Here is a 20,325-nt window from a genome sequence, read left to right on the forward strand (position 1 = left end):
GCCGTAGCCCTGCTCGGTTACGATATCTCTTATAGAAAGCTTGTGAGTTTGTGGAAGCAGCTCTGGCGGTCACCAGAGGATTTCCGTTATTTTTTCAATTCACTAGCTGGGATATCGGGAGGCATTTCAAGACCAATTGCGCGATTTGCGATCGCAATATAGTAGTACGGTCGGGGAAAGCCAAGCGGCATTTGAACCGCCGTCTATGATGATCAACGAGATGGATGGACGGTTTCGCATGGATCAGGAGGTCGTGGCGGTTAGCGAGGCGGTTTGCGCCGCCTGGTGACTGCTCTCGACAGTGCTTCCCGGGTCGTCAGTTCCGGGTTTCCGGAAACTTGACGTGCTGCAAGAGATGCGTCGCGCCGTCGTTTATGTCGCGCACGATGGCGGCCCGCGCGCGCGGGCCGTCCTGCACTTCGATCGCGGCGACGGCTTCCTCGTGGTAATCGATATCGAGAATGGCGGCGAGATTGTCCTCGAAACCGGTGGTCAGGTTCCGGAGAAACGGACCGACCTGCATCCATACCGTCTCGATCAGGAAGATCATCTGCTCATTGCCGCAGTGGCGATAGATCGAGAACTTGAAGTTGTAGTTCTTGCGCAGATAGTCGTCGATGTCGCCCTTGCGGGCTGCCAGGGTCAGCTCCGTGCAATGACGACGGATCGCCCGCAGATTGTTGCCATTGATCAGCCTTGCGGCAAGCTCGGTCGCGGAACCTTCGAGGATCGTTCGCACCTCGGTCAGCTGCGAGAATCTTTCGGCCGAGATGACCGGCACCTCCACGCTGCCGTTCGGCATCGGGCTCAGCGCACGCAGCGCCTGCAGCCGCATGAAGGCGCTGCGCACCGGCATGTCGCTGGTGCCGAGTTCCTTGGCGAGCTTGCGGGAGGTCAGTTTCTGGCCGGGGGCAAACTGGCCCGACATCAATGCTCTGACCAGTTCCAGATAGACTTTCTCATGCAGGGGCACGGTGTCGACGGCGGTCAACCCGAAATGCGTTTTATCGGCCATTGGCGGTGCGCTACTTCATTCGTTCTGAAATCTACGCAGCTGGCTACATCTGCCGCTAGAAATGATGGCTGGCCGAACGCGGCATGAAGGCCGAAGTCAGCGATTTTTCAAGCACATGATAGACGCTTCAACCGCAACGCTGCAAGCCGCGTCGTCGCCGCTCTCCCGGTTGCGCCCGGCAAATGCCGCGACGGCGCGCGGCGGCTGGACACCGGCTCGCGTCCGCTCCAGCAAGGTTCGGCGTTACGCGATGTAAAATACGTACTTCGCCGGTATCCAAGATAAATAAATGCTTTTCAGTCGCACAAAATGATGGAACAATGAAATTGAGACTGGGGAAAATTCGATGCGCAAGGTCAGCGGACATGGCAAGCGCCTGTCCTATTACGATTTCGGCCACACGACGGTGTATGCCTCCCGCTTCGACCAGCGCTTTCCCTATTGTGCCTATGTGCCCGAAGACTATGACGAGGACGGCGACAAGACCTATCCGCTGGCGGTCATCGTGCATGGCACCGAACGCGGCATGCTCGCCTACCGGGATGCCTTTGCCGACTTCGCCGAGCAGAACGGCGTGATCGTGCTTGCCCCGCTCTTCCCGGCGAGTATCTGTTTTCCGGGCGACCTTTCCTCCTACAAGATGCTGCGCGAGGGCGACCTCCACTACGATGCCGTGATGCTCGACATGGTCGAAGAAATGCGCGAGCGCTACCGCATCCGCGGCGACCGGGTGCTGATGTATGGCTTCTCCGGCGGCGGTCATTTCACCCATCGTTTCCTGTTCCTCCATCCCGAACGTCTGCTGGCTGCATCGATCGGCGCGCCTGGTGTCGTGACCCTGCTCGACTTCGATCATGATTTCTGGGTCGGGTTGCGCGACTTCGAGAAAGTGTTCGGCAAGAAGGTCGACCTCGACGCCATGCGCAAGGTCGCCGTGCAGATGGTGATCGGTGGTGACGATCTCCAAACCTGGGAGATCACCATCACTCCGGACGATGCCTGGTGGATGCCCGGCGCCGATCTTGCCGGCGCAACCCGCAACGACCGGATCAGGTCGCTGAAGGGCAGCCTTGAGAGACACGGCGTCGAGGTGCAGCTGGATGTCGTGCCCGGCATCGCCCACGACGACCGTGAGCTCATCGCCAAGGTCAAGGACTTCTTTGCGCGGACATTGAATGCCGCGTCCGCCTGAAAAACTGCAGTCAACAAAACTGGAGATAAAAATGGGAACAAGATCGGGAATGGGAAGGCGATTGGTCGGGGTGCTGGCGGCAATCGCCATGATAGCCTGCGCGCTGTCGGCGGTGGCGCAGGAGCAGCCGAAAACCGGCGGCACGCTCAAGGTCCGTATCAACGCCGACATCCGCGCCACCGACGGTCTCAATCGCGATGCAAACACCGACACGGTGCTGCACCAGATCTTCGAGACGCTGGTGGCCTACCGCGCCGATCTCACGGTCGGCCCGGCGCTTGCCGAATCCTGGAAAGTGTCGGACGACGGCAAGACCTACACCTTCATGCTTCGCGACGGCGCGGCTTTCCACAATGGCGACGCCGTGACCTCATCGGACGTCAAATGGAACTGGGACCGCCGCATGGACGCAGCCAACCAGTGGTTCTGCATTCCGTTCTTCGACGGCAGCCAGGGCCTCAAGGTAGAGCTGGTGGCGACGCCTGATCCACGCACCGTCGTCTTCACGCTCCACACACCGAACGCGCTCTTTCTGGCGCAGCTCGCCAATGTGCAATGCAATGGCTGGGTCGCCAGCCCTAAGAATGTCGGCGCCGACGGCAAGTGGATCGCCGACAGCGCCATCGGCAGCGGCCCCTTCAAGCTGAAAGAGTGGGTCAAGGGCCAGTATGTCGCGCTCGAACGCTTTGCCGATTACAAGCCGGTGAAGGAGGCGCCGAGCGGTTTTGCCGGCAGCCGTGAGGCCTATGTCGACGAGGTGCGCTTCATGGTCATTCCCGACACGGCGGCATCGGAAACCGCGCTGTTTGCCGGCGAGCTCGATGTCCTGCCCGATCTTGAATCGTCCCGTGTCGAGGAAGCCAAGTCGCGGGGCATGACGGTGCTGTCGACGCAAGGCCTATCGTGGACGGCGATCCTGCTGCAGACGAAGGACCCGCTGCTGTCCAACGTCAAGATACGTCAGGCGCTGGCGCATGCCGCCGACATCAACCAGATCGCCGCCGCTCGCACCAACGGTGTCGCTGCCGGCGACCCCTCCGCCGTCGCCCAGGCGAGCTCGTTCTTCGACGGTGATTTCCTCAAATGGCCGGAATACGACCCGGTCAAGGCCAAGGCACTGCTGGACGAGGCCGGCTACAAGGGCGAGCCGATCAAGATCCAGACCAACACCCGCTACCAGGGGATGTATGAGAACGCCGTACTGCTGCAGGCGATGCTGACGGCCGCGGGCTTCAACGCCCAGCTCGAAGTGCTGGATTGGGCGGCACAGCTCGACAATTACCTTGCCGGCAAGTTCCAGATGCAGTCATTCGGCTATTCGGCTCGTCTCGATCCATCGCTGATGTATGGCGTCATCCTCGGCGACAAGGCGACCGATCCGACGGCGCAGTGGGACAGCAAGGAGGCCCTCGACCTCTACACGAAGTCGATGGCCACGACCGACCCCGGGCAACGCAAGGCGTTGTTCAAGCAGCTCCATGCTCTTATGGCAAAGGATGTGCCGATCCTTGGCCTTTATTACGAGCCATCCGTCGACGCCGTATCGCCGAAGGTGAAGGGCTATTCGGTATGGCCGGCGGCAAACCCCCGCGTATGGGGCGTCTGGAAAAGCGAATAGACTGGCGGTTCTCTGTCGCTCGAAAGATCGGAGGCGTGTTGCCTCCGATCTTTCGTTTGCAGGGGTGGAAGGAGACTAAACTCACCAGCTCTCGGACGGCGCGTGTGCGCCAGGAGCCGACGCTTGGCGCTGCGGAAACGACCGTCCCAATCTAGGGCCGAAGCGGACTGGCAGCTTCGCCCTCGGGCTTACGCGATGCTCGCAACGGTCTACTACGACGCCTACATTGCGAGCAACGACGGGAAGTACGCATATTGGTACCTGCGACCCAACATGCTTGACCCGAGCATCACTCCCCTGTTCGCAGTGCCGGCACATCCCAGTTATCCGTCGAACCACTCCACGCTCTCGACCGCCAGATGCGAGGTCCTGGCATACCTGTTTCCCGACCATGCCGACTTCATCCGCAAGGTTGGCAAAGAGGCCGGCGATTCGCGCGTCTGGGCCGGCATCCACTACGAGATAGACAACAAGGCCGGTGCCGCACTCGGCAGAGCGGTCGCGGAGAAATTCATCGAGCGGGCGAGAAAGGACGGAGCAGACTAACGGAAGGAGAGGACAGCTGCTCGACCCGTTCGGAACCTTCTTTGCCGATCGCCGGTCGAGGCCAAGGGTAGAACGGATGGTGCGCAGACGAGCCGTGTCGCCGTCATTGCGCCACGGTCTTGCGCGAGCCCGCACCATCGGCGAAACGGCGGTCGATCAGCATCGCCGCATCGAGAAGGGCGCGCGTATAGGCGTGGCGCGGACGGTCGAAGACGTCGTCGCGGTCGCCGATCTCGACGATCCTTCCGTCCTGCATGACGGCGACCCGGTCGGCAACCTGCTCGACCGCGCCCAAATCATGCGAGACGAAGAGGCAGGCGAAACCGTAGCGTTCCTGCAACGACCGGATCAGCAGCAGGATCTGTTTTTGCACCGTCATGTCCAGCGCCGAAACCGGTTCGTCGGCGACGACGAAGGCCGGTCGCCTGACGATCGCCCGCGCGATCGCGACGCGCTGGCGCTGACCGCCCGACAGCTGATGCGGGAAACGCTCGAGAAGGTCGCGCGACAGCCCCACCTCCTCGATAACCTCATTCATGCGCGCGGTTCGCCGCTTGCGATCCAATTCGGTGTCGAGCTTCAACGGCTCGGTGACGATCTCGGCAATGGACTGGCGAGGATCGAGCGAGGAGTAGGGATCCTGAAAGACGATCTGCATGTCGCGACGCTGCGCACGCGCGTCAGCGGATCGGTCATTTGCAATCGCCTTGCCAAGAAACGAAATCGTTCCACCGGACGGCCTGACCAGGCCGACAATGGCGCGGCCGAGCGTCGTCTTGCCGGAGCCCGACGCGCCGACCAACGCCAGGGTTTCGCCACGCCGGACGGTCAGGTCGACGCCGTCGACGGCGCGCTTGCGCTCCGCCCGCGCAAACAGTCTCGGACGGCCCGGATAGTCGATGAAGACATTGCTGATCTCGACCAGAGGTGGGCCGTTGATGGCTTTTCTCGATCCGCCGGCGCTGCGCTTGGGAAGCGCATCGACCAACCGCCTTGTATAGTCGTGCTGCGGTGCGTGAAGGACCTGGATGCTGCTGCCCTGTTCGACCGCCTTGCCCTCGCACATCACCGTCACGCTGTTCACATAGTGCGACACCATGCCGAGGTCGTGGCTGATCAGCAGGACGGCGGTTCCATTCTCCCGCGTCAGCTCCACCATGAGGTCGAGCACGTCGCGCTGCACCAGCGTGTCGAGCGCCGTGGTCGGCTCGTCGGCGATCAGCAGGCGCGGCTTGAGCAGCATGACCGATGCCAGCATGATGCGTTGGCGCATGCCGCCCGAGAATTCATGCGGATAGGCCGCAAGGCATTTGCCGGGATCCTTGATCTGGATTCTCTCCAGCATCGCCAGCGAGCGATCTTTTATCTCGGCGCGCGACATATCGCGATGCAGGCGAAGCCCTTCCGCCATCTGCTCGCCGATGGTGACAGCGGGATTGAGCGAGACCATCGGCTCCTGGAAGACCATGCCGATCTCAGCACCGCGGATCCGGCGTAGCGCCTTTGGGGCAATGCCGATGAGCTCCTGTCCTTCGAAGCGGATGCTGCTGTCCGGGGTCGTGACCAGCGGGGCAGGGAGCAGGTTCAAGATCGAGCGGGCCGCCATCGTCTTGCCCGAACCGGATTCACCGACCAGCGCCAGCATGTCACCGGAAGCGAGATCGAAACTCAGCTCGTCGACGATCCGCTTACCCAGCGGTCCGACCGAGATCGACAGGTTGCGCACTGAAAGCATCATGTTCTTGTCCGCTGTCGGCACGAGCATGTTTTCAGCACCTACATCTTCGGGTCGAGCCAGTCGCGCACCGCGTCGCCCAGCATGTTGATGCCGAGCAGCGTGATCGAGATGCAGAGACCGGGCAGGATGATCAAATGCGGCGCCTGGCCGATATAAGGCCTTGCCGTCGACAGCATGTTGCCCCAGCTCGGCGCCGGAGGCGGGACGCCCAAGCCCAGAAAGCTCAGCGCGCTTTCCGACAGGATGATCCAGCCGAACATGGTGGTGGCGAGCACGATGATCGGGGCGACGCAGTTGGGCAGCACATGCCGCGCCATGGTGATGATCTCGCTGTTGCCCATCACGCGCGACGCCTCGACATATTCCCGCTCGCGAATGGACATCACGGACGCCCGCACCACGCGCACCACGATCGGCATGTAGGCAAGGCCGAGCGCAAGGATGATGCCTTCGCGGCTGGCGCCGATCACCGCCATCAGGCCAAGCGCCAGGAGCAGGCCCGGAAAGGCGAGGAAGGCGTCGTTGACCATCATGATGACGCGATCGACCCAGCCCCGCAGGAAACCTGCGAGAACGCCGAATACGGTGCCGGTGATCAATGCGAAGACAACGGTTGCAAAAGCGATCCAGGCGCTGGTACGCGCGCCGCTGGCGAGGCGGCTGAGCACGTCGCGTCCGAACTCGTCGGCGCCGAGCAGATGCAGAGGCGAGGGCCCGCTGAGGCGCGACGGCAGATCGAGCTTGAGCGGATCGTAGGGAGCGATCCACGGGCCGAACACGGCCAGAAGGATCAATGTTCCGGTAACGGCGATCCCGAAGATCGCGTTGAATTTCAGACCGGGCCGGCCGAGCGCACGGGCGATCATGCGGTGACCCTCGGATCGAGCAGCGGATAGACGAGGTCGACGAGCAGATTGACCGCGACGTAGATGAAGGCGACGAACAGCATCGATCCCTGAACGACGGGATAGTCGCGGGCATAGATGGCGTCGACCAGCAGCCGGCCGAGGCCGGGAATGGTGAAGACGGTCTCGATGACGACGATGCTGGAAAGCAGGCTGCCGAGCACGAAGCCGATCAGGGTCAAGGTGGGCGCGAAGGCATTCTTGAAGGCGTGGCGCCACATCACGGCGCTTTCCGAAAGTCCCTTTGCTCGCGCATGGGTGATGTATTCCAGTCGCGCCACTTCGATCGTGCTGGCCCTGGCCATGCGCGCTATCGGGCCGGACTCGACGAGCACCAGGGTGATCACCGGCAGGATCACATACAGGGCGGCTTGCGCGAAGTCGCGGCTGAAGGGCACGTAGCCGACGATCGGCAGCCAGCCGAGGTAAAGACCGAAGATCAGCATCAGCATCAGCCCCAGCCAGAAACTGGGAATCGAGAGCAGGAAGGTCGAGGTGGCGACGACGGCGATATCGCGCAGGCTGTCCTGCTTCCAGGCGGCCAGCATGCCGGCGGGCACGGCGATCGCCGAAGCGACAAGCACGGCCAGGAAAACGATGGTCGAGGAAACGGCGAAACGGTCGAGGATCAGCGGCAGCACCTCTTGTCCGCTGCCGATCGAGTGCCCGAAATCACCTGTAAGGACGTTGCCGACCCAGATCAGATATTGCACCACCACGGGCTGGTCGAGCCCCATCTGGTGCTGCATGGCTTCGACCTGTCCAGGCTGTGCGAGGTCTCCCAGCATCAAGGTCGCGGGATCGCCCGGGATGAAGCGCATCATCACGAAGACCGCGACCGACACCAGGATAAGTGTCGGTATGGCGCTGGCAATGCGGGTCAGGACAAAGCGGACCATCGTTTCTCCTGCGCTGATATAGAAGATGTCTCCCGTGCCGGCACCGGCTTCTCCACCCGCTCGAGGACCGCCTCGTCCATCGTGAGTTCATAGCGGGTGAACTCGCGGTTTTCAGCCGGCATGGGAGCAATCTCCATGACGCCGGCGGCTGGTTCGAAGACGATCATAGCAACTGTCGCCGACAGATTGCCGCCTTCTTTCTTGACCACTGGGCGGCACACGCTGAACGGCGAGGCGAAATCGTCGAACAGCGCCTCCTTCAGATCGCCGCTCGTGATATCGCCATGCCGCGCCGACAAGTGCCGGCGCACGCGGTGGTCGCGATAGAGGCTGTCCGGCACATCGCGAAGCCCGGTTTCACGCAGCTTGGACAGCGCCACCGGGCTCTGCCAGTGATTGGCATGGACGATCATGTCCTTGTCCGGATAGATCGCAAACGCCTCGTCCGGCGCGCATTCGAGATCGACCGTGAACCCTTCGGCGGTGCTAAGGATCATGTTGTTGGAGCCGGATTTCGGCGTTGTCGCCACCACCCTGATGGCGTGAGAGAAATGCTTCGCCTCGAGAGCCCGGCGCCGGATGAAGGGAAGCGGGATTCCGATCTCGCGATAATCGCGATCCGATTCGAGATAGTTCGCGGTGATGCCGATGCCGGCCGCGTTGAAACCGCTGCGCGCCAGTCCGCCGGCTTCGGTGAAGGTGAGGAGGTCCGGCCCGTCCGTTCGCCGGATGCGCAGCACCACCGACGTCTCGGCGCATTCCGCCTTCCAGTCCCAGTTCTGGCCATGAATGAGCCTGCCGTGCCGGGTTGCCTCCGGCAAGATCGCCGCGCCCGTGCACCCGTCGGGCTCGTCGTCGGAAATGCCTTTCTCGCGCCGGGCAAGCTGCAGGATCTCCGTCCGCGCATTGACCAGGATAATCGAGGACAGATCGACGTTGGCGCCTGACGCGATCCCTTCCATTTCCTCGACGAGATCGGGCGCCCATTGCCGAAGGCGCGGCAGGAACATCTGGGAAAACCGCCCGACATCGTCCGGCCTGAAGCCAAAACGGTCGAGTTGCCCGGCGTAGAGCGCCACCGAAGCGTCGATGCGCCCGCGCGCCTGTTCGCCGTAGGCCATGCCGCGCGCTTTCGGCGTTCCTGCGATTTCGATAAGTGGAAAAGGTGTGACTGTTGTCATTGAAGGGAAAGCCTCAAACTCGTATGAGTCCGGATAGTAATGCATTTTGATTGAATGAAAAGCAGGAAAATTCGATAGATTGCCAGTTCGAACTGCGTAGCGCATATCTATAATGCGAACGCCTGAGGAAGTGCATATGAACGAAACGATAATCGGCCGGCCGCCACGCAGCGAGGCAGCCAGTCCGCTGCAGATAGATCTGGCACGGCGGATTCTGGAGCGGATCAGGGATTCGGGCTGGACGGTCGGAACCCGCGTCTCGGTGCCCGACCTTGCCCGCACGTTCGGCGTTTCGCGCTCTCCCGTCAGCGCAGCGCTGGAACTGCTCGTCGCCCAAGGCATCTTGAGCCCATTCGAGACGAGGGGGCTGCAACTGGCGCGCGATGTCGCCGATCTCGACCCGGAGGATATCCTGCCAAGTTCTCCGCTCGAGGAGCTTTACCGCAGGATGATGCGAGAGCGCGCGCTCGGCCAACTGCCCCAGGAGGTGTCCGAGGCGGAATTGATGCCGCGCTACCAGGTGTCACGCGGTGTCGTGCGCAAGCTTTTGCTTCGCTTTGCCGCCGAAGGCCTGGTGCAGCGCCTGCCTGGGCATGGCTGGCGCTTCGCCGACACGCTTGTCGGCGAAGATGCCTACCGGGAAAGCTATGAATTCCGGATGGCCGTCGAATGTGCGGCGCTGCGGTCGCCCATGTTCAATGCGGATCCGCAGCAACTGGTGCCGGTCCGGCGCGCTCACGAGCGCATCCTGGCGATCGTGTCGACGGGCAAGACGCTGATCGGCGGCGACGAATGGTTCCGGATCAACGCGTCATTTCATGAAGGACTTGCGGCCTGTTCCGGCAACCGTTTCCTGGCCGACGCGGTGCGCCAGCAGAACAATCTGCGCCGGTTGCAGGAATCGGCGGGTTTCGAGGAACTGCCGGCGGAACGTATCGAGCAGTCCTGCCGGGAACATCTGACAATCCTCGATGCCGTCGAGGCGGGCGAGATCGAATGGGCCGAGGCGCTGCTGCGCCAGCATCTGCGGCAGGCTTCGGAATTCGCTTCGCCGCAGCGCTCGATCTGATGCTTGCGACGATGAGCATCATGCCATCGTCATTCCGTGCCGCCTGAGCACCGCGCGCTCGATGGTCGCGACAGCAGCATCGAGACGGCGGCGACCGCTGGCCGCTTGGTCGCGCAATGCGCCGACCTCTATCGGCATTAATGAGGAGCTGGTGTCAAATGCCGGGATTGGACCGCTTTAGGGCCGATTTTCAGCGGCGCGTCGTTTTCATCCGGATTGGGGACAGGGGCTTCGTCGGGCAGTCTGTCTGGGTCCGGCTCACGCACCGGCTTCGGCTCGGGAAACGGCGGTGGCGTGGGTGCAGGAGTGGGCGTTGGTTCGGGAGTGGGAAGAATGGCCATGGCGTGATTTCCTTCCGCTCGCTGCATTCTACCTTGGCGGGTCATCGACGTCGGGTGGGATTTCTGACGCCACCCGTTTCGACCGGTTTCGCTCTACAGGCTGATGCACGCAGAACGACCACGCGTGGCTATGGTTCCGATCTGGTGCCTCCAGCGATCCCGCACGCAGCGCGCCCATGGCAGGACGGCGTCATCAGAAAAAGTGATCGAATTGTCCGCGTGTGCGGGCCTTGTCGGCCTCGCGGAGCGCCATAAATCCATTTCAGGGTGAGGCGAACTCACCTGTTGAATAGGAGGCGGCCGTGAAGCACCAAACACTTGACCAACTGCATGCCGTTGCCGACGTTCACGCTGAAGCAACAGATTTAGTGGCAACTCGCAGTCAACGTCTCGAACGTTGGGCGAAATTGCTGGAAAAGAATCCCGATCGGCGTCTCGAAGCGCTGACGGGCACCGAATACAAGTCCCCTGAGATACGCGAAAAAATGCGCTACAACGACTCACCTCTCACCGTTGCCTTCGAGGACCCGATTTTTCGGGCGCAAGGCTTGCGAGATGACACTTACGGTGAAGCCAGGCGCTTCTTCGAGCTTACCGACTGGCAGTTGCACGAGATCGTCTGCCATTGCCATGCCGGCGCCACGATACGAGCACGATGGGCTGCCTCTCGCGTCCGTGCGGCAATGTCCGAGAGGTTCGGTTTCTTCGCCTGGCTGCGGGGCATCTTCGCGCATTGAGTCAGCGGGCATTCACGCCGCCGGCATCGATACTTAGAGCGGTTCAGCTTTTGATACGACCGAATAACCGCTCTAAGTATTTGTTTGCGCGATTCCGGCCCATCGGCGGAACTTGATACCGCCGGCGTAGGCGGATTCAGTCGGCGGGCGCGGTGTAGCGGCGATGGATCGCTTCGGCGATGGCGGCGCGGCTCTTGGGCGGATCGAGACTTTCATCATCCTCGATAACGGCCGCTTCCTCCGCAAGTCCCTCGTCTTTGACCTGGTTGCGGAACCAGGCCGAATAGTCGCTCGCGCGCAGATGATGTTCCCATGTGCGGTCGTCGATCCCTTCGGCGATATGGAGGAACATCATCAGATTTTGCGCTTGCAGGTTGAGCGTACCGTCAGCGCCGCGGAAATAGAAACTGTTGTCGCCAAGATCGCCCTCGGCATACTTTCGAATATGCCGCTTGCGTTCCTGCCGGGGACGCTCGACCGAGATCGGCCTCGCCGGATCGGCTGTCGACCGGTTCCAATACAGAACCTTGTTTTCCGGTGGCGGCGCGACGCCCTTCGGCACGTCCTCGCCAATTGCGGCACAGAAGCTCTCGACGACCTTGTCAGCTTCCGGGCCAAGAGCCAGCACCGTGTCGACACCTGCCAGCACGTCCCGCGAAACCAGATCGGGATGAACTGTGACCAGAATGGTCGCCGAAAGGCTTTTTGGAAGCGCAAAGGATGTGCCGTCGCGCGCGTGCGGCAGCACGTGATGTGCCTCGTCGATGATCAGCCAGTGCGGGCGTCCGGTGCGGGCGCGAAGCGCGGCAAGCTCCGGCAGCAACTTGGCGAAGGCGTTTGGTCGCTCCTCGGTCTTGATCCCGAGCATGTTGACGGCGACATTGTTGGACGGCTTTGACAGGAGATCGAAGATTTCGCGCGAGCTCGGCGGGCTTTTGGCATCGCCGACCACCAGCACGTCCTCCAGTTCCTCGTAGTCGCCCTCCGGGTCGAGCACGCAAAACTGAAAGCCCTGCTCGACGAAGCGTTCGGTCAGAGCGGTGGCGAGGGTGGATTTTCCAATTCCCGACGTGCCGGCCAGCAGGACGCTGCCGCCGCGTGGCGAAAGGTGCATAATTGCGCCCGAACCGTCCGCGCCAATCTCGATGCGTTGTCGGGCCGTGTCCAGCAAGGCGGCGTCATGCGCGATCAGGCTCTCGATCAACTCTCTCACGCCCGCGCCGCGGGCACCATTCGTCACATGGTCCGCCGTCTCCCTAACTTTCGGCAGTGCATTGGCAACTGCAACGCCGAAACCGACAGCACGCAGAAAGGCATGGTCGTTCTCCGCATCGCCGATGCCGACGACGTTGTGGGCGGACAATTCCAGATCCTCAAGGGCAGCGGCAAGACCGGTCGCCTTGTTGACACCGCTCGGCAGCACCATGACGGCGCCCTTGTTGAAGATGATCTCTAGCTCCAGGCCAAGCTCCTTGATCGCTTCCAGCACGATGGTCTCGTTGGGCTCCCTGGTGGCGACGACGGAACGTCCTATCGACAGGGGCGAGATCTTGCGCATCCTCAGCCGGTCGACGAACTCCGCCGGAGGGGCAGGCGCCAGGATCCGCTCCTTCTTCGAAGCCGGCGTGTAGACGAGCGCGCCGTTTTCGGCGACGACCTTGTCGAACATACCAAGCTCCGGGAAAACGCTTTCAAGGTCGGCAAGCTCGCGACCGGTCACCATTATCAATTTGCGGCCGGTTTCCTTCAACCGCTCGACCGCGGCACGGGTCGCGTCGGAAACGATCCCGTTTTCCGCGAGTGTGCCGTCGTAGTCGGTGGCTAGAGCAAGGGCATACATGGAACTGTCCGTCGGTAGGCCGAAGCTGACCTGAAATGCTTTCTCGCCGAACTGAGCGGAAAGCCGTCTGCTCCGGTGATTTTGTCATGGCTGACTGGTTCCAACGGCATTGTCTGCCGATTGTTCCCGATGACGGAAGGCAAGAGTTGCTGATGCCCGGCTTTTGCTTGAGCATCGGTTTTTCCAAAGCCGGCACCCACTTCTAGCCGATGATCCTGAATCCGTTCGGCTCCTGGCCGGGATCGACATCTTGAGATGTCACGCCGGCGACCGCCGCCCCGGTCGGCCCTTTCCACAACCGGTTCATCATCGTCGAAACCGCGCCTTCGGCCCCGACGATCAGCGCCGTTACGGATCCGTCCTCCTCGTTGCGAACCCATCCGGACAGACCGAGCCTCTCGGCCTCGGTCCGTGTCCACACGCGAAAAGAGACGCCTTGCACCCTGCCATTGAGCCTGACGCGTACGGCCTTGCGCTTGCCCTTCATAGTCACCTCCGTACCGGTGGGTTTCTCATATCTTCAACTCCTCGGCCGCGAAAAAGGCTCCGCCGTCGCATTTTTGCAGATTTGGCGTCCTCTTCGCCCGATGGAAGTGTCCGGGTGCATGATGTCGGCAACGGAACCATGCGGCGGCGGCTTTGTTAAGGACGGACAGCTGCAGGTTGCTGGGCTTCGGAGCCACGATTTCATGACCAACAATTCTCCAACGGGAGGCGCCATACCGGCATCCGTTCCGACGATCGATCCAAAAGCCGCGCCGACGCTTCAGCACGCCGAGGCCGAAGTCTTCTACACAGAGGCGATCCGCGAACTCGCCGCGACGGACATCCCCTTTCTTGTCGCCGGCACCTATGCGGTGAGCGCCTACACGGGCGTTACGCGCCAGACGAAGGACCTCGACATTTTCTGCAAGGCCGGCGACTACGCGCGCATTCTCGCCCATTTCAAGCAGGCCGGTTATGCGGTCGAGATCGTGGACGACCGATGGCTTGGAAAGGTATTCAAAAGCACGCATTTTTTTGACGTCATATTCGCATCGGCGAACGGGACCATGCCGGTCGGCGACCAGTGGCTGGAGCATGCACGGCAAATCGAGCTGCTGGGCACTCAGGTGCGGATCGTGGGTCCGACCGAGCTTATCTGGTCCAAATGCTTCATCCAGGACAGAGGCCGCCACGACGGCGCCGACGTCGCTCATACCATTCTCAAGGCGCAAGATCAGATCGACTGGCACCGGCTGCTTTCCTATCTCGAAGTTCACTGGGAGGTGCTGTTGATGCAGCTTCTGAATTTCCGATGGATCTATCCAAGCGAGCGCGATCATGTTCCCGCATGGCTGCTCGACGAATTGCTCGACCGCCTCGCCAAGCAGAGGGAGTTGCCTACTCCACGAATGAAGATCTGCCGCGGACGACTGCTTTCGCCCACCGACTATGAAATCGACGTCAAGGAATGGGGTTTTGCCGGCGTCGGGGGAACGGGAGAATTTCGCGATGGCTGACAAGAGCAAAACTGTCACGGCAAGGGATGGCAACGGCGGCACCGTGAGGATCGCGGCCGTCGGCGACCTGCATGTGAACGAGGACGCCCAGGCCTCTTGTCGCGATCTCTTCGGCGAAGTTTCGCGCGAAGCGGATATCCTCGTGCTCACTGGAGATCTGACCAATCTCGGCAGACCCCGGGAAGCCGAAATCCTTGCCGAGGATTTGCGCGCTTGCGCGATCCCGGTCGTCGCCGTGCTCGGCAACCACGACTATGAGTCCGGCGCGGTCGAGGACGTCACCAACATCCTTCGGCAGGCAGGAGTCCATCTTCTCGACGGCCAGACGACGGAAATCAAGGAGGTCGGCTTTGTCGGCGTGAAAGGCTTCGTCGGCGGTTTCGGATCGCGTATGCTCGGCTCCTTCGGTGAGCCGGCCATCAAGGCGATGGTTGCTGAAAGCGTCAGCGAGTCGATGCGGCTCGAAAACGCGATGCGGCAGGTCCGCACCAATCGCACGCTTGTCGTCCTGCACTACGCTCCGATAGCCGAAACGGTGGCCGGCGAGCCATTGGAGATTTTTCCGTTCCTGGGGTCGTCGCGCTTGGCCGAGACCATCGATCGGTTCAAGGTCAGCGCCGTGGTGCATGGCCACGCGCATCGCGGCGTCTATGAAGGTCGCACGCCCGGCGGTGCTCCGGTGTATAACGTCGCCATGCACGTGACGAAGCCGACCGGCCGTCCCTACGCCTTGCTCGAAATCTAAAACACCCTGCGCTTTGTCAACGATCGATCTCGCCGAACACGATATCGAGCGACCCGATAATCGCGGCGACATCGGCGATCATGTGCCCTCGCGACAGAAAATCCATAGCCTGGAGATGGGCAAAGGATGGCGCCCGGATCTTGCATCGATACGGCGTATTGCTCCCGTTCGAAACCAGATAGACGCCGAACTCGCCCTTTGGCGCCTCCACCGCGGCGTAGACCTCTCCTTCGGGCACACGAATACCCTCCGTGTAGAGCTTGAAATGATGGATCGTCGCTTCCATCGAGCGTTTCATCGTCGCCCGCCGCGGCGGCGTGATCTTCTGGTTCGGAATTGCCACCGGCCCTTGGCCTTCCGGCGATCGTAATTTTTCCAGGCATTGTTTCATGATCCGCACCGACTGGCGCATTTCTTCCATGCGGACGAGATAGCGGTCATAGCAGTCGCCGTTCTTGCCGATGGGAATGTCGAAATCCATCTCGGGGTAGCATTCATATGGCTGTGCCTTGCGCAGATCCCACTGCGCACCCGACCCGCGCACCATCACACCGGAGAAGCCCCAGGCCCAGGCGTCGTCCTGCACGATCACACCGACATCGACGTTGCGCTGCTTGAAGATGCGGTTGCCGGTGAGCAATTCGTCGAGATTGTCGCAAACCTTGAGGAACGGGTCGCAGAAAGCCCAGATGTCGTCCAGGAGTTTTGGAGGCAAGTCCTGGTGCACGCCGCCGACCCTGAAATAATTCGCATGCATGCGGGCTCCGGAGGCGCGCTCGTAAAAGACCATCAGCTTCTCGCGCTCCGCAAAACCCCAAAGCGGCGGGGTCAGCGCACCGATGTCCATGGCCTGTGTCGTGACGTTGAGGAGATGCGACAAAAGCCGGCCGATTTCGCAAAAGAGCACACGGATGAGCTGTCCGCGCTTCGGCACCGATATTTCGAGCAGCTTTTCGGCGGCGAGGCAGAACGCATGCTCCTGGTTCATCGGCGCGACATAGTCGAGCCGGTCGAAATAGGGCAGGGCCTGCAGATAGTTCTTGTACTCGATGAGCTTTTCCGTGCCGCGGTGGAGCAGACCGATATGAGGATCGGCGCGGTCGACGATCTCGCCGTCCAGTTCCAGCACCAGCCGCAGGACGCCGTGAGCAGAGGGATGCTGCGGCCCGAAGTTGAGGGTGAAGTTGCGAACTGCGGCTTCGACCATGACGGTGCTCCGCTGTACTGGGCTGTTACGGCCGAAGCCGGATACCCCGGTCGGCCGCCCGGACCGCCGATCAGGTGCCTGCCGATCAGGTGGTTGTCTGGATGATCAGCGTCAGCGTGCCATCGCCATCGATGTTGGCAGCGACGACCTGCGACGAATCAAGTCCGTTCGCTGCCAGCGCGGTTGCTGCCTGTGGCGACTCATCGATCGAGTTCTGCAAGGTAAGCAGATCTTCAACACTGGTTTGGGTGATCACGGCCTCAGCCTGTGTCTTGAGTTCCGGAGGCAGATCCTCGAGGGCGACGATCGCAATGCCAGTAAAGTTCTGGTCGGTGAAACCCTGATCTGGCAAGGCTTGATCCGGCAGGGCTTGGTCGGGCGGTGTTTGGTCAGGCAGGCTTGGATCGGGCTGGGCTTCCGGGGCCAAGGGTGCGATCTGCGGAAGCTGCGGGTCGGTGGATTGCGCGTAGATCGGCTGCGCCAGGGCCAACCCCGAAAGGGCGGCAATTGTCGTCAACATGCGCATGATCGTTCCTTCCGTTTTCCGTTTTGCTCGAGGGAGGATCACCTGATCACCACTCAACCGCTGTGCCGGATTATGGTTCCCGGTCCGTCCACGGATAAGGTCATTGGGGCGGCTTCGCCACGACGAGCACAGCCGCCATTACGCCACAGCGCCGTGCGCCCGTTGCATGATCGTCTGGGGAAAATCGATTCCGATTTCCGGGAGCATGCGTCGAGCCGATGCTAAGCAACGGAGAATCGATCGATCACCCATAGCCATGTCCCGTCGCCTTGGCGGCGGGCGACCTCGGCGGTTACGGTGCCATCTGGCAGACGGGTTGACGTGAGTGCCAGGTCTCCGCTGACAACAGCCGGGGCCTGGTTTCCGGCAGCAAATTTTCGGCCGGTTGCGGTGATGTCTGCGAAGAGTGCCCGGATCGCTTCCCGGCCAACCGTCAGCTGCCCTTCACCGCTGTCGACGACGGCGTGCGGCTCAAAAAGCGCGGCCATGCCGTCGATGTCTCCCAGCCACTGCCGGGAAATCAGCAGGCGCTCCAAATCCTGGGGATCACGCGCCGGCTCACGGCGTGATTCATCGGTCATGGCAACGCTCCTCCGGGGCTCTCATGAACTGCGGGTTCCTACGAATTACATGGTCTCATGAGTTGCAGGCTGCCGCAAAGGTCTTGGCGGCCCGCGCGCTGCCCTTGAGGGATACGTCGTAGGTGGATTCGCCGCCAAGGTTGATGTGAAGGCTGCTTCCGGATGCGATCCAGCTCAGGAGAGGATCCTTGGCGCTGGCCTTGAATATCGGCATGGCGATGCCAAGATTGTCGTCGATCACGCCCTTGCCGACATGAACCCCAGACGCCGGGCGGCCTGTGATGCCGAGCTTGGCCATCATCCGCCTCGGTCGATATCGCGGTCCGCAACGCGCCATTTGGCGGCGCCGGCGCGGCGCCGGTGGCTGCGGCCCTCGTTGAGGAAGTCGGCGATCCTTGCCGCCAACTTCGCCGAGGCGAAGGTGAGCAGCCGGTCGTGATGGACGACGGGCTCGCCCGTCTCATTGTCCCAGATCTCGAACCGGTAGCTTGGGTTCGGTATGGCTTCGAAACGGTTCTTCATATCCATGATCCCGGTTATTTGGTTGCCTTGAGCGGTTTACGGCGCCAGGGCAGGCGCTTGGGCCGTGCCGTGGCGGCGGGCGCGCTTTCGCCGGCGCCGTCGGCAAACAGTAGAAGGTCGGCCCTTGCCCACAGCAGGTAGCAGGCAAGCAATGTCAGCGGCTCGGCAATAAGGGCAGGGGAACCGCCCAACCGCACCTCAGGTAAGGCGGCGCCTATCGACAGCGCCGCCGCAAGCATCGCCGGCAGGCGGCTGGCCAGCACCGCGCTGCGGAACGGGTCGGGCCACCCAGTCGGCCACCCGGGCACGCCGGACCCGAAGGCGGCGCTGCCGAACTTGCCGAGCGCGTGCAGCAATCCAGCGGTCGCCGCCAGCACCGGCTGGTCCAGCAGGAACAGTGCTGTGCCAAGTCCGATCGCACCGATCCCCGACAGGAGATCGGCGAGGCGGTTAAGCGTGGGATCGGGGACATCGCGCCCGGTCCACGCGCGATGATAGACTTCGCCGCTGCAGAAGAAGACCAGCGTCGCCAGCGTCAGCGCCACCGCACTGCTGCTGCCGGCGAAATAATCGAACAGCGCGGTGCCGCCGCGCATGCCGGATCCCTGAAGGGCGGCGAGCTGGATCGCAACGCCCATCACCAGCCCGAGTGCATTGCCAAGATTGTAGTAGCCGCCAGGATCGGCCCTACGCGCCCGGATCGCCGTCGCAAATCGTGAAAGGGCCTCCGCCGTCGGGCCGGAGCCCCCAGCCTTCGGTCTTGGGTCAAGACTCGACGCCTCGAAGGACAAGAGATCGGCGAGCGCCGAGGCAGTGTGCCATTCGGATAGCGCGTCATCCCGGCGGAATGGCGCGTGATCGTTGTCGAGTCGCATCGGATCCTCCTCCGTCATGGAGCCGACGGTTCCGGAGCTCGAAACTTCCGGCAATCGGCTATGATCGATGGACCCAGGTTCTGCGACCCCGGCTTACGGATGGCTTACGGGCGTTTTTGACTACGCCTTGGCAGCGGGCGCGCGCGCTCGGTCTCGCCTCGGCTAGTTTGCCGTCGGCGCGAAGCGCTGCGCGACGTGGTCGGCGATCGCCAGGCTTGAGGTCAGGCCGGGGCTCTCGATACCGAACAAATTGACCAGGCTCCCGACGCCGTGCACCGTTGCGTCCTGGATGACGAAGTCGGCATTGGCTTGGCCGGGACCCGAAAGCTTCGGCCGGATGCCGCTATAGGCGGGCTGCAGGCTGCCATCGGCAAGGTCCGGCCAGTATTTGCGGATCTCGTCGTAGAAGCGCTCGCCACGCGTTGGATCGACGCGATAGTCGAGTTGATCCGTCCATTCGACGTCCGGCCCGAAGCGGGCGATGCCATCGAGATCGATCGTCAGATGGACGCCGAGGCCGCCAGGCTCGGGTACGGGATAGACAAGCCGCGAGAACGGCGCCCGGCCGGCGACCGAAAAGTAATTGCCCTTGGCATAGCGAAGTTCTGGCACGAATTGCGGGTCGAGCCCGTCAAGCGAGCCGGCGAGTGCCGTGGCGCCAAGCCCGGCGGCGTTGACGAATCGCGCGGTAGCGATTTCAAAGCGCTCGCCGCTGGTGCCGTCGAGTGTGTCGAGCACGATACGCGCTCCCTCGATGCGGCCGCAGACGATGCGGGTGTTGAGGCTGAGCGCCGCCCCGTGCTCTTCGGCGTCGCCCAGCAGCGCCAGCATCAAAGCGTGGCTGTCGATGATGCCGGTCGCGGGAGACAGCAGGGCCGCAGTGCATCGCAGCTTGGGCTCCAGCCTGCGCACCTCGGCGGCGGTCAAGGGCACCAGGTCGCCCGCACCGCAAGTAGAGGCGTTGGCCAGGATGGAAGCGAGCACCGGCTCCTGTTCGGCATCCGTGGCGACAATGAGCTTGCCGCAGCGCGCACGCGGGACCGCCCGCTCCTCGCAATAACGGTAGAGCTCTTCCCGGCCGGCCACGCAGAGCCTGGCCTTCAGCGATCCTGCAGGATAGTAGATGCCGGCATGGATGACCTCGGAATTGCGCGAGCTCGTTCCGGTGCCGATCGCGTTCGCAGCCTCGAGGATCAGGGTGTCCAAGCCGCGCTGCGCCATCTCTCGCGCGATCGCCAGGCCAACGACGCCGGCGCCGGCGACGATGCAGTCGACATGGTCCATGA

22 protein-coding genes are annotated in these 20,325 nt (G+C 62.2%); 7 read left to right on the forward strand and 15 right to left on the reverse strand.

Annotation, left to right across the window (positions count from 1 at the left end; all coding sequences use genetic code 11):
- Positions 1–316: 316 nt before the first annotated feature.
- Complete coding sequence (locus AC0L26_RS19555) at positions 317–1,015, reverse strand: GntR family transcriptional regulator (RefSeq protein ID WP_473634026.1); 699 nt, start codon at positions 1,013–1,015, stop codon at positions 317–319.
- 346 nt (positions 1,016–1,361) lie between these two features.
- Here AC0L26_RS19555 and AC0L26_RS19560 point away from each other — a divergent pair, with 346 nt between their 5' ends.
- From AC0L26_RS19560 to AC0L26_RS19570, 3 genes are all read left to right on the forward strand, one after another.
- Complete coding sequence (locus AC0L26_RS19560; RefSeq protein ID WP_473634027.1) at positions 1,362–2,207, forward strand: alpha/beta hydrolase; 846 nt, start codon at positions 1,362–1,364, stop codon at positions 2,205–2,207.
- A gap of 31 nt (positions 2,208–2,238) precedes the next feature.
- A complete protein-coding gene (locus AC0L26_RS19565) occupies positions 2,239–3,825 on the forward strand; it encodes an ABC transporter substrate-binding protein (protein ID WP_473634028.1) in 1,587 nt (528 codons plus the stop codon).
- 195 nt (positions 3,826–4,020) lie between these two features.
- Positions 4,021–4,371 carry a phosphatase PAP2 family protein gene (locus tag AC0L26_RS19570; RefSeq protein WP_473634029.1) on the forward strand — a complete coding sequence of 117 codons (351 nt, stop codon included), beginning with the start codon at positions 4,021–4,023 and terminating at the stop codon, positions 4,369–4,371.
- A gap of 103 nt (positions 4,372–4,474) precedes the next feature.
- Here AC0L26_RS19570 and AC0L26_RS19575 read toward each other — a convergent pair whose 3' ends face one another.
- Genes AC0L26_RS19575 through AC0L26_RS19590 form a run of 4 tightly spaced genes read right to left on the reverse strand, consistent with a single transcriptional unit; the run spans position 4,475 to position 9,094 of the window.
- Positions 4,475–6,109 carry an ABC transporter ATP-binding protein gene (locus tag AC0L26_RS19575; RefSeq protein ID WP_473634030.1) on the reverse strand — a complete coding sequence of 545 codons (1,635 nt, stop codon included), beginning with the start codon at positions 6,107–6,109 and terminating at the stop codon, positions 4,475–4,477.
- A 38-nt stretch (positions 6,110–6,147) separates the two neighbouring features.
- Positions 6,148–6,975: an ABC transporter permease gene (locus AC0L26_RS19580; RefSeq protein WP_473634031.1), complete on the reverse strand. Its 828-nt coding sequence runs from the start codon at positions 6,973–6,975 to the stop codon at positions 6,148–6,150.
- Positions 6,972–7,913: an ABC transporter permease gene (locus AC0L26_RS19585; protein WP_473634032.1), complete on the reverse strand. Its 942-nt coding sequence runs from the start codon at positions 7,911–7,913 to the stop codon at positions 6,972–6,974. The genes AC0L26_RS19580 and AC0L26_RS19585 overlap by 4 nt, the downstream gene beginning before the upstream one ends.
- Complete coding sequence (locus AC0L26_RS19590) at positions 7,895–9,094, reverse strand: C45 family autoproteolytic acyltransferase/hydolase (protein WP_473634033.1); 1,200 nt, start codon at positions 9,092–9,094, stop codon at positions 7,895–7,897. The genes AC0L26_RS19585 and AC0L26_RS19590 overlap by 19 nt, the downstream gene beginning before the upstream one ends.
- Before the next feature lie 136 nt (positions 9,095–9,230).
- Here AC0L26_RS19590 and AC0L26_RS19595 point away from each other — a divergent pair, with 136 nt between their 5' ends.
- Positions 9,231–10,163, forward strand: a complete 933-nt coding sequence (locus AC0L26_RS19595; RefSeq protein ID WP_473634035.1) for a GntR family transcriptional regulator — start codon at positions 9,231–9,233, stop codon at positions 10,161–10,163.
- A 137-nt stretch (positions 10,164–10,300) separates the two neighbouring features.
- Here the strand turns inward: AC0L26_RS19595 and AC0L26_RS19600 are convergent, their stop codons facing one another.
- Entirely contained in the window at positions 10,301–10,504 is a 204-nt protein-coding gene (locus AC0L26_RS19600) for a hypothetical protein (RefSeq protein WP_473634036.1), read from the reverse strand.
- 302 nt (positions 10,505–10,806) lie between these two features.
- Here AC0L26_RS19600 and AC0L26_RS19605 point away from each other — a divergent pair, with 302 nt between their 5' ends.
- Positions 10,807–11,241 carry a hypothetical protein gene (locus AC0L26_RS19605; RefSeq protein ID WP_352931337.1) on the forward strand — a complete coding sequence of 145 codons (435 nt, stop codon included), beginning with the start codon at positions 10,807–10,809 and terminating at the stop codon, positions 11,239–11,241.
- Positions 11,242–11,377: 136 nt separating this feature from the next.
- Here AC0L26_RS19605 and AC0L26_RS19610 read toward each other — a convergent pair whose 3' ends face one another.
- Both AC0L26_RS19610 and AC0L26_RS19615 read right to left on the reverse strand, forming a co-directional pair.
- Positions 11,378–13,081 carry an HAD-IIB family hydrolase gene (locus tag AC0L26_RS19610; protein ID WP_473634037.1) on the reverse strand — a complete coding sequence of 568 codons (1,704 nt, stop codon included), beginning with the start codon at positions 13,079–13,081 and terminating at the stop codon, positions 11,378–11,380.
- Positions 13,082–13,283: 202 nt separating this feature from the next.
- Entirely contained in the window at positions 13,284–13,568 is a 285-nt protein-coding gene (locus AC0L26_RS19615) for an acylphosphatase (RefSeq protein ID WP_473634038.1), read from the reverse strand.
- 202 nt (positions 13,569–13,770) lie between these two features.
- On the opposite strand from AC0L26_RS19615, the gene AC0L26_RS19620 reads away from it, so the two are divergent.
- Positions 13,771–14,583: a nucleotidyltransferase family protein gene (locus AC0L26_RS19620; protein ID WP_352931343.1), complete on the forward strand. Its 813-nt coding sequence runs from the start codon at positions 13,771–13,773 to the stop codon at positions 14,581–14,583.
- On the forward strand, positions 14,576–15,328 hold the full coding sequence (locus tag AC0L26_RS19625; RefSeq protein WP_352931345.1) for a metallophosphoesterase family protein: 753 nt from the start codon (positions 14,576–14,578) through the stop codon (positions 15,326–15,328). The genes AC0L26_RS19620 and AC0L26_RS19625 overlap by 8 nt, the downstream gene beginning before the upstream one ends.
- A gap of 16 nt (positions 15,329–15,344) precedes the next feature.
- On the opposite strand, the gene AC0L26_RS19630 is transcribed toward AC0L26_RS19625, so the two are convergent.
- The 7 genes from AC0L26_RS19630 to AC0L26_RS19660 all read right to left on the reverse strand — a co-directional run bounded on the left by AC0L26_RS19630 (position 15,345) and on the right by AC0L26_RS19660 (position 20,323).
- Entirely contained in the window at positions 15,345–16,535 is a 1,191-nt protein-coding gene (locus AC0L26_RS19630; protein ID WP_473634039.1) for an NADH-quinone oxidoreductase subunit D, read from the reverse strand.
- Between the two features lie 85 nt (positions 16,536–16,620).
- Positions 16,621–17,061 (reverse strand): hypothetical protein, encoded by a 441-nt coding sequence (locus tag AC0L26_RS19635; protein ID WP_473634040.1) that lies wholly within the window; start codon positions 17,059–17,061, stop codon positions 16,621–16,623.
- Between the two features lie 221 nt (positions 17,062–17,282).
- The gene (locus AC0L26_RS19640; protein WP_473634041.1) at positions 17,283–17,642 is read right to left on the reverse strand and encodes a YybH family protein; all 360 of its coding nucleotides are present in this window, start codon (positions 17,640–17,642) and stop codon (positions 17,283–17,285) included.
- Positions 17,643–17,697: 55 nt separating this feature from the next.
- Positions 17,698–17,940: a hypothetical protein gene (locus AC0L26_RS19645; RefSeq protein WP_473634042.1), complete on the reverse strand. Its 243-nt coding sequence runs from the start codon at positions 17,938–17,940 to the stop codon at positions 17,698–17,700.
- Entirely contained in the window at positions 17,940–18,164 is a 225-nt protein-coding gene (locus tag AC0L26_RS19650; RefSeq protein ID WP_473634044.1) for a hypothetical protein, read from the reverse strand. The genes AC0L26_RS19645 and AC0L26_RS19650 overlap by 1 nt, the downstream gene beginning before the upstream one ends.
- 14 nt (positions 18,165–18,178) lie before the next feature.
- The gene (locus AC0L26_RS19655; RefSeq protein ID WP_473634045.1) at positions 18,179–19,039 is read right to left on the reverse strand and encodes a hypothetical protein; all 861 of its coding nucleotides are present in this window, start codon (positions 19,037–19,039) and stop codon (positions 18,179–18,181) included.
- Positions 19,040–19,201: 162 nt separating this feature from the next.
- Positions 19,202–20,323 (reverse strand): NAD(P)/FAD-dependent oxidoreductase, encoded by a 1,122-nt coding sequence (locus AC0L26_RS19660; RefSeq protein ID WP_473634046.1) that lies wholly within the window; start codon positions 20,321–20,323, stop codon positions 19,202–19,204.
- Between the last annotated feature and the right edge of the window lie 2 nt (positions 20,324–20,325).

The sequence above is a fragment of the Mesorhizobium sp. WSM4823 genome (assembly GCF_055811195.1).

What these genes read in the sequence shown, in the direction of transcription:
- AC0L26_RS19555 (WP_473634026.1), bottom strand. Translation starts at nt 1,015, where the DNA reads ATGGCCGATAAAACGCATTTCGGGTTGACCGCCGTCGACACCGTGCCC.
- AC0L26_RS19560 (WP_473634027.1), top strand. Translation starts at nt 1,362, where the DNA reads ATGCGCAAGGTCAGCGGACATGGCAAGCGCCTGTCCTATTACGATTTC.
- AC0L26_RS19565 (WP_473634028.1), top strand. Translation starts at nt 2,239, where the DNA reads ATGGGAACAAGATCGGGAATGGGAAGGCGATTGGTCGGGGTGCTGGCG.
- AC0L26_RS19570 (WP_473634029.1), top strand. Translation starts at nt 4,021, where the DNA reads ATGCTCGCAACGGTCTACTACGACGCCTACATTGCGAGCAACGACGGG.
- AC0L26_RS19575 (WP_473634030.1), bottom strand. Translation starts at nt 6,109, where the DNA reads ATGATGCTTTCAGTGCGCAACCTGTCGATCTCGGTCGGACCGCTGGGT.
- AC0L26_RS19580 (WP_473634031.1), bottom strand. Translation starts at nt 6,975, where the DNA reads ATGATCGCCCGTGCGCTCGGCCGGCCCGGTCTGAAATTCAACGCGATC.
- AC0L26_RS19585 (WP_473634032.1), bottom strand. Translation starts at nt 7,913, where the DNA reads ATGGTCCGCTTTGTCCTGACCCGCATTGCCAGCGCCATACCGACACTT.
- AC0L26_RS19590 (WP_473634033.1), bottom strand. Translation starts at nt 9,094, where the DNA reads ATGACAACAGTCACACCTTTTCCACTTATCGAAATCGCAGGAACGCCG.
- AC0L26_RS19595 (WP_473634035.1), top strand. Translation starts at nt 9,231, where the DNA reads ATGAACGAAACGATAATCGGCCGGCCGCCACGCAGCGAGGCAGCCAGT.
- AC0L26_RS19600 (WP_473634036.1), bottom strand. Translation starts at nt 10,504, where the DNA reads ATGGCCATTCTTCCCACTCCCGAACCAACGCCCACTCCTGCACCCACG.
- AC0L26_RS19610 (WP_473634037.1), bottom strand. Translation starts at nt 13,081, where the DNA reads ATGTATGCCCTTGCTCTAGCCACCGACTACGACGGCACACTCGCGGAA.
- AC0L26_RS19615 (WP_473634038.1), bottom strand. Translation starts at nt 13,568, where the DNA reads ATGAAGGGCAAGCGCAAGGCCGTACGCGTCAGGCTCAATGGCAGGGTG.
- AC0L26_RS19620 (WP_352931343.1), top strand. Translation starts at nt 13,771, where the DNA reads ATGACCAACAATTCTCCAACGGGAGGCGCCATACCGGCATCCGTTCCG.
- AC0L26_RS19625 (WP_352931345.1), top strand. Translation starts at nt 14,576, where the DNA reads ATGGCTGACAAGAGCAAAACTGTCACGGCAAGGGATGGCAACGGCGGC.
- AC0L26_RS19630 (WP_473634039.1), bottom strand. Translation starts at nt 16,535, where the DNA reads ATGGTCGAAGCCGCAGTTCGCAACTTCACCCTCAACTTCGGGCCGCAG.
- AC0L26_RS19635 (WP_473634040.1), bottom strand. Translation starts at nt 17,061, where the DNA reads ATGCGCATGTTGACGACAATTGCCGCCCTTTCGGGGTTGGCCCTGGCG.
- AC0L26_RS19640 (WP_473634041.1), bottom strand. Translation starts at nt 17,642, where the DNA reads ATGACCGATGAATCACGCCGTGAGCCGGCGCGTGATCCCCAGGATTTG.
- AC0L26_RS19645 (WP_473634042.1), bottom strand. Translation starts at nt 17,940, where the DNA reads ATGGCCAAGCTCGGCATCACAGGCCGCCCGGCGTCTGGGGTTCATGTC.
- AC0L26_RS19650 (WP_473634044.1), bottom strand. Translation starts at nt 18,164, where the DNA reads ATGAAGAACCGTTTCGAAGCCATACCGAACCCAAGCTACCGGTTCGAG.
- AC0L26_RS19655 (WP_473634045.1), bottom strand. Translation starts at nt 19,039, where the DNA reads ATGCGACTCGACAACGATCACGCGCCATTCCGCCGGGATGACGCGCTA.
- AC0L26_RS19660 (WP_473634046.1), bottom strand. Translation starts at nt 20,323, where the DNA reads ATGGACCATGTCGACTGCATCGTCGCCGGCGCCGGCGTCGTTGGCCTG.